This window comes from Arthrobacter sp. 2YAF22_2 (assembly GCF_052114645.1).
In the GTDB taxonomy this organism is placed as follows: domain Bacteria; phylum Actinomycetota; class Actinomycetes; order Actinomycetales; family Micrococcaceae; genus Arthrobacter.
Genome location: NZ_JBFRFD010000219.1, coordinates 1 through 5751, shown reverse-complemented (window position 1 = coordinate 5751; position 5751 = coordinate 1). Strand labels below are relative to the sequence as shown.

The following is a 5751-nucleotide window of genomic DNA, read 5'->3' as shown; positions in this document are numbered from 1 at the left end:
CCACATCAGGCTCCGCCGCGGCATGCTCGGTGATCTTTCCGGACGCCTTGCCAGCATGCTCGCGGCAATGCCGTACGCCACAGCGGCAAAGTTCGCCTATCCGGACCGCCCAGTTATCTGCACCATCGGTGACGGGGCCTTCCAGATGCTCGGCATGAACGAACTGATCACGATCAAAAAGTACCTGCAGGAATGGGAAAACCCGCAGTTGATCATCATGGTTCTGCACAACAACGACCTCACACAGGTGTCTTGGGAAATGCGCACCGAGGACGCTAACCCTGTGTGGTCCGCCTCCCAGGACGTCCAGTCGGTAGACTACGCCGGGTGGGCGGAATTGCTCGGGTTCACCGGCATCCGGGTCAAGACCGACAATGAGGTCGCCGGCGCCTGGGAGGCCGCATTCGCGAACCACGGTGTCACCCTCATTGACGCCTACACCAGTAAGAACGTCCCACCCCTTCCCCCGCACATCACCCTTGAGTTCGCCAAGCACACCGCAGAAGCCCTTCTAAAGAAGGACCCCGACGAGATCGGGGTCATGCGCGACTCCGCCAAGGCCCTGGTCGCCGAAGGAATCGAACGCGTCAAAGGAAAGCTCCACCTTGGCCAGGACCGCGAGGAGAAACAACATTAGGGAACGCCCCACCGATTCCCCACACCAGCTCGGCCACCGCCGGGAGCCCAGCAATTCTTCAGGCTATTCATTGCGAAAACGCAATCATTGCACTTAGGCTATGTAGCATGCTTAGTAATTCGTCGACGGACTTTCCCCCTCACGTCTTACGCGAGTACGCGATGGTGGCCGACGGCGCCCGTGCGGCCCTGATAGGCCCCGGCGGGGACGTGGCGTGGATGTGCGCACCGCGATGGCAGGACGATGCGGTCTTCTCCGGCCTGCTGGGCGGTCCGGGAAATTTTGCCGTGACCCCCACCGATCGTCACAGCGTCTGGGGCGGCCGGTACGAGGACGGAACGCTGATYTGGGTGAGCCGGTGGGTAACCGGGACAGGGATTATTGAATGCCGGGAAGCGCTGGCTTACCCCGGGGATCCTAACCGTGCCGTGCTGCTGCGCCGGATCCGTGCTGTCCGGGGCCCTGCGTGCGTGCGGGTGACGCTGGACGCCCGGGCGAACTTCGGCAGGCACAAGATGAGCCGGCTTAGCCGGCACGACAGCCTCTGGACCGCGAACTCCGGAAACCTCAGAATCCGCCTCGGCGGAGCGGCGGAGGCCAAGGCAGGAGCGCGGGGACTTGAAGTGGTCCTCGAACTGGCCCAAGGCGAACACCACGATCTGGTTTTGGAAATCTCCGACCGCGAACTGCCCGCTGAGCCGGTGCAGGCGGCGTTGGCGTGGAGCGCGACGGAAAATGCGTGGCACTCGGCGGTCCCCCGCTTCGACAACACGATATCCGCGGATGACTGCCGGCAGTCCTACGCCGTTCTGCGCGGTATGACCGAGGCGGGGGGAGCCATGGTCGCGGCGTCGACGATGGGCCTGCCCGAACGGGCCGGGCAGAAAAGGAATTACGACTACCGCTACGCGTGGATCCGGGATCAGTGCTTTGTCGGCCAGTCCGCGGCGGCCTGCAAGACGTTTCCGCTGCTGGACGACGCGGTCGGTTTTGTTGCGGCCAGGCTGCTCACGGACGGGCCGGACATGAAGCCGGCCTACACCACCGGGGGCGGCCGCGTCCCGGATGAATGGGATGTCGGGTTACCCGGCTACCCCGGGGGGTCCGGCAGGGCCGGCAACTGGGTCAACGACCAGTTTCAGCTGGACGCGTTCGGGGAGTCGTTGCTGCTGTTCGCCGCCGCTGCGGAGAATGACCGGCTGAACCTCGAGCACTGGAAGGCGGCGGAGATCTGCGCAGATGCGATCATGGCGCGGTGGCAGGAACCTGACGCGGGCATGTGGGAACTCGAGAACAGGAGGTGGGCCCACTCCCGCCTCATCTGCGCAGCCGGGTTGCGGGCCATCGGCCGCAATGCCCCACCGCAGCAGGGTGCCATGTGGACCTCGCAGGCTGACGCCCTGATCACCGATGTGGCCAGCGACTGCCTGCATTCCAGCGGGCGGTGGCAACGGGCACCCGATGACGAGCGCGTCGATGCGTCCCTGCTGCTCCCGGTGATCCGGGGGGCCCTTCCGGCCGACGATCCCCGGTCCGTGGCCACACTCAAGGCGGTTCGGGACGATCTGGGCCACGACGGGTATTTGTACCGCTTCCGCCAGGACGGACGGCCGCTGGAGAAGTCCGAGGGCGCTTTCCTGCTGTGCGGCTTCGATATGGCCATGGCCCTGCACCAAAGCGGGGAGACCACCGAAGCGGCGCGCTGGTTTGAGAGAAACCGTGCGGCCTGCGGCTCACCGGGACTCTTCACGGAGGAGTACGACATTGAACAGCGCCAGCTCCGGGGCAACTTCCCCCAGGCTTTTGTGCACGCAGCCCTGCTGGAAACATCCCGGCGGCTCGCAGATCCCCCGCCGCCATGGCGGGGCCTGAATTCGTAGCAGTGAGCACCATCAACCATCTCCGGGGCGAACTGCCCGGGCCAGGACGAGGAGCACGCATGAACACCTTTAAAGACAAGACAATCGTTGTGACAGGCGCCAGCGGCGGTATCGGGCGGGCGACGGCCATTGCCTTTGGCAAGCAGGGCGCCTCCGTCGCCCTTCTGGCCCGCGGCGACGCAGGGCTTGCGGGCGCAGCCAAAGAAGTCGAACGCTCGGGGGGCCGGGCGCTAACCATCGCGGTGGACACGTCCGACCATGATGCACTCGACGCGGCAGCCAGCCGCGTGGAGCAGGAACTGGGACCCATTGACGTCTGGGTCAACGTCGCCTTCACTTCCGTGTTCGCCCCCTTCACCGAGATCAAGCCGGAGGAGTACAAACGCGTCACCGACGTCAGCTATCTGGGATACGTCTACGGAACCATGATCGCGCTGGACCGGATGAAGAAACACAACCGCGGCACTATCGTCCAGGTCGGCTCGGCACTGGCCTACCGCGGCATCCCGCTCCAGTCGGCCTACTGCGGTGCCAAGCATGCCATCCAGGGCTTCAATGAATCACTTCGCTGCGAGTTGCTGCACGATGGGAGTCCGATCAAGACGACAATGGTGCAGATGCCCGCTGTCAACACGCCGCAGTTCAGCTGGGTGCTTTCCCGGCTGCCGAACAAGGCCCAGCCGGTGCCGCCGATTTACCAGCCGGAAGTCGCGGCCCGCGGCGTACTCTTTGCCGCCGCCCATCCGCAGCGCCGGGAGTACTGGGTGGGGGCAAGCACCGCGGCCACCCTGGTGGCGAACGCCGTGGCACCCGGCCTGCTTGACAGGTACCTCGCCCGGACAGGATTCGCCTCCCAGCAACGGCCGCAACGCCGCGACCCGGAACAGCCCGTCAACCTCTGGGAACCGGCCGACGCGGAACGTGATTTCGGCACCCACGGGGCGTTCGATGACCGCTCGGCTACGCGAAGCCCTCAACTATGGGCCTCCCACCACCACGGCACCGTCCTTGCCGCTGCCGGTGCCACCGCGCTGGGTCTGCTGGCCTTGGGCGCCTCGCTGCTGGGAAGGACGGGACGGTGAGGGCCACGGAAGCCGCCCGGGCGGCTTACGGACTGTGCCAACTGGCCTTTCCGAGCATGATCTTCCGTCTGGCGCTCGGACACCAGCCGGACCGGCGCGTCCGCGTCGTGGTCCGCATTCTTGGCGCCAGGCACCTCCTGCAGGCATTGATCATTGGTGCGGCACCTACCTCCAGGGCACTGCACCTCGGCGGCGGCGTGGTGGACTCATTGCACTGGGCCAGCATGGTCGCCTTGGCGGTTACGGACCGCCGGCGCCGCAGGGCGGCCTCCTTGGACGCCGCGATTGCCGGACTATTCGCAGGTGGCGAATTCGGCCTGAGCAGCCGGATCGGGTCCCGCCGCGCCGCAGCCCTTCGGCCGGCGGGCCGCCGCAAGGGGTGGTGAACCCATGTCTATTCAGCGGTGGAGGGTCAGTGCGAAGCGCCCGTCGTCGGTTTCGGCTTCCCCGGAGGCCTGCGCGAAGGCGTCCATGGCCTCGGTCAGGGATTTTCGGGTCTGTGGGGTCAGGTGTTCCAGTACCGCCGCTATCGCTTCACGGCGGTGGGACATGACCTGCTCCACCAGTTGCGTGCCCTTCGCGGTGAGGACCAGCCTGGACAACCGGCGGTCCTGTGGATCCTCTCCCCGTTCAATCAGCCCGGCCTGGACCAGCCGGTCACACGTCCGCGTGGCGTTGGAGGGATGGACCCTCAGCTCGACGGCAACCGCACCGAGGTTTTGCGGCCCGCGGTTCGCGATGAGCACCAGCACCCGCAGCTGCGGCGTCGTCACCACGTCTTCTACTTCTGCCACCGACCGGGCGGCGACGCGGAGCAAGACGTTGGCCGCCCGGACCACAGCGTCCACCTCACTGCCGCCCAACGCGGTCCGCGCACCGGCGGTCTGTTCTGCACCTTCTGAATTCGTCACACCACGAGTATCCATCCATCTGTTGCGCAAACGAAATGTTTGCGTCGCGGCAGAACCAGTTTGATGACAAGGAGCGCCATGAAGACACCAGTTAGGCCCGCGGCACCCGTCCACGGGATCGACCGGATGATCCGCAACGTGGAGACCGGCCGCTTCGAACGGTCCCTTTCGGGGCTCACGGCGATTGGCGCCCTGGTTACCGCGGCAGAAATATTCTTCGAACACGACAAGGCAAGCTTTGGCAACAAACTGATGTGGATCCCTGTTGCCCTCGGCCCGGTCGGAGCAGCGGCCGGCGTCGCCGGCGTGTTCAGCAAGCGGATGGCCAAAACAGCGCTCCCCCTGGCCTCCGCCGCGATTGTGGCAAACGGCGTGCAGGGGACGTATCTGCACGCCCGCGGCATCGCGCAGAAGCCCGGGGGGTTTTCCAACCTGAGATACAACATGGAGATGGGTCCACCGCTGCTGGCCCCGCTCCTGGTGACTCTCGTGGGCGGCATGGGCCTGCTCGCGTCCGTGCTGAGGAGGGAAAAGTGACGGCCCTGCCGCTGGACCCGAAGGACGGCGGCGGCCGCTTCCCCGGTTTCAGTGCCCAGGGCCAGTCCGGCCACTGGGACCCGGTGACACAAGGCGTCGTCCTGGCACGCCTCGGCCGACCGGCAGACCTGCGGTTCTTCACCGTTGCCGAGGAAGCAGCAGCAAGAGCACTGTTCGACCAACTCCTTGACCAGCGCCAGGAGCCCCGCGTCCCGGTGGTCAATCTGGTCGACTCACGCCTGGCCGAGGACCAGACCGACGGCTGGCACTACGAGGGCATGGAACCGGACCCTGCGGCCTGGCGCAGCACCCTCGCGGCGTTGGACGCCGAGGCCCGGGCACGGAGCGGGAGCGCGTTTTGCGAGCTGTCCTTGGATCAGCAGGAAGGCCTCCTGACGGACATTCACGACGCCGAACAGTGGCGGGGGCGGCAGGGATCCCAGGTGTGGAGCCTCTGGACCAGATATGCGTGCACGGCCTTCTACTCCCATCCCCTGGCCTGGGATGAGATTGGTTTTGCCGGGCCCGCTTATCCACGCGGATACAAGAATCTTGGACTCGACGCCCGTGAGCCTTTCGAAGTGGCGGATGCGCGCCCCGGACAGGATCCGGCCAGTCCCAAAACAAAATCCGGGAAAGGGAGGCGGCACTGATGGCGCCGGTGAGGAATCGGAATGCCTCTGCATGGCTCTTGCCTCCCGTAC

Annotated in this window: 7 protein-coding genes; 6 read left to right on the top strand and 1 reads right to left on the bottom strand. The window is 65.9% G+C overall.

The genetic code is table 11. From position 1 onward, the window contains the following. The 4 genes from AB4Y86_RS10450 to AB4Y86_RS10435 all read left to right on the top strand — a co-directional run. The coding region (locus tag AB4Y86_RS10450) for a thiamine pyrophosphate-dependent enzyme (protein ID WP_441402167.1) at positions 1–637 on the top strand (637 nt) is incomplete at its 5' end. Between the two features lie 107 nt (positions 638–744). Then, positions 745–2517 (top strand): glycoside hydrolase family 15 protein, encoded by a 1773-nt coding sequence (locus AB4Y86_RS10445; protein ID WP_441402166.1) that lies wholly within the window; start codon positions 745–747, stop codon positions 2515–2517. A 59-nt stretch (positions 2518–2576) separates the two neighbouring features. Further along, on the top strand, positions 2577–3599 hold the full coding sequence (locus AB4Y86_RS10440; RefSeq protein ID WP_441402165.1) for an SDR family oxidoreductase: 1023 nt from the start codon (positions 2577–2579) through the stop codon (positions 3597–3599). Then, positions 3596–3985 (top strand): hypothetical protein, encoded by a 390-nt coding sequence (locus AB4Y86_RS10435; RefSeq protein WP_441402164.1) that lies wholly within the window; start codon positions 3596–3598, stop codon positions 3983–3985. The genes AB4Y86_RS10440 and AB4Y86_RS10435 overlap by 4 nt, the downstream gene beginning before the upstream one ends. Before the next feature lie 12 nt (positions 3986–3997). Here the strand turns inward: AB4Y86_RS10435 and AB4Y86_RS10430 are convergent, their stop codons facing one another. Then, positions 3998–4510 carry a MarR family winged helix-turn-helix transcriptional regulator gene (locus AB4Y86_RS10430; RefSeq protein WP_441402163.1) on the bottom strand — a complete coding sequence of 171 codons (513 nt, stop codon included), beginning with the start codon at positions 4508–4510 and terminating at the stop codon, positions 3998–4000. A 78-nt stretch (positions 4511–4588) separates the two neighbouring features. Between AB4Y86_RS10430 and AB4Y86_RS10425 the strand changes: the two genes are divergently transcribed. Both AB4Y86_RS10425 and AB4Y86_RS10420 read left to right on the top strand, forming a co-directional pair. Next, positions 4589–5047: a hypothetical protein gene (locus AB4Y86_RS10425; RefSeq protein ID WP_441402162.1), complete on the top strand. Its 459-nt coding sequence runs from the start codon at positions 4589–4591 to the stop codon at positions 5045–5047. Next, a complete protein-coding gene (locus AB4Y86_RS10420; protein ID WP_441402161.1) occupies positions 5044–5700 on the top strand; it encodes a gluconate 2-dehydrogenase subunit 3 family protein in 657 nt (218 codons plus the stop codon). The genes AB4Y86_RS10425 and AB4Y86_RS10420 overlap by 4 nt, the downstream gene beginning before the upstream one ends. Positions 5701–5751: the final 51 nt, after the last annotated feature.

What these genes read in the sequence shown, in the direction of transcription:
- AB4Y86_RS10440 (WP_441402165.1), top strand. Translation starts at nt 2,577, where the DNA reads ATGAACACCTTTAAAGACAAGACAATCGTTGTGACAGGCGCCAGCGGC.
- AB4Y86_RS10425 (WP_441402162.1), top strand. Translation starts at nt 4,589, where the DNA reads ATGAAGACACCAGTTAGGCCCGCGGCACCCGTCCACGGGATCGACCGG.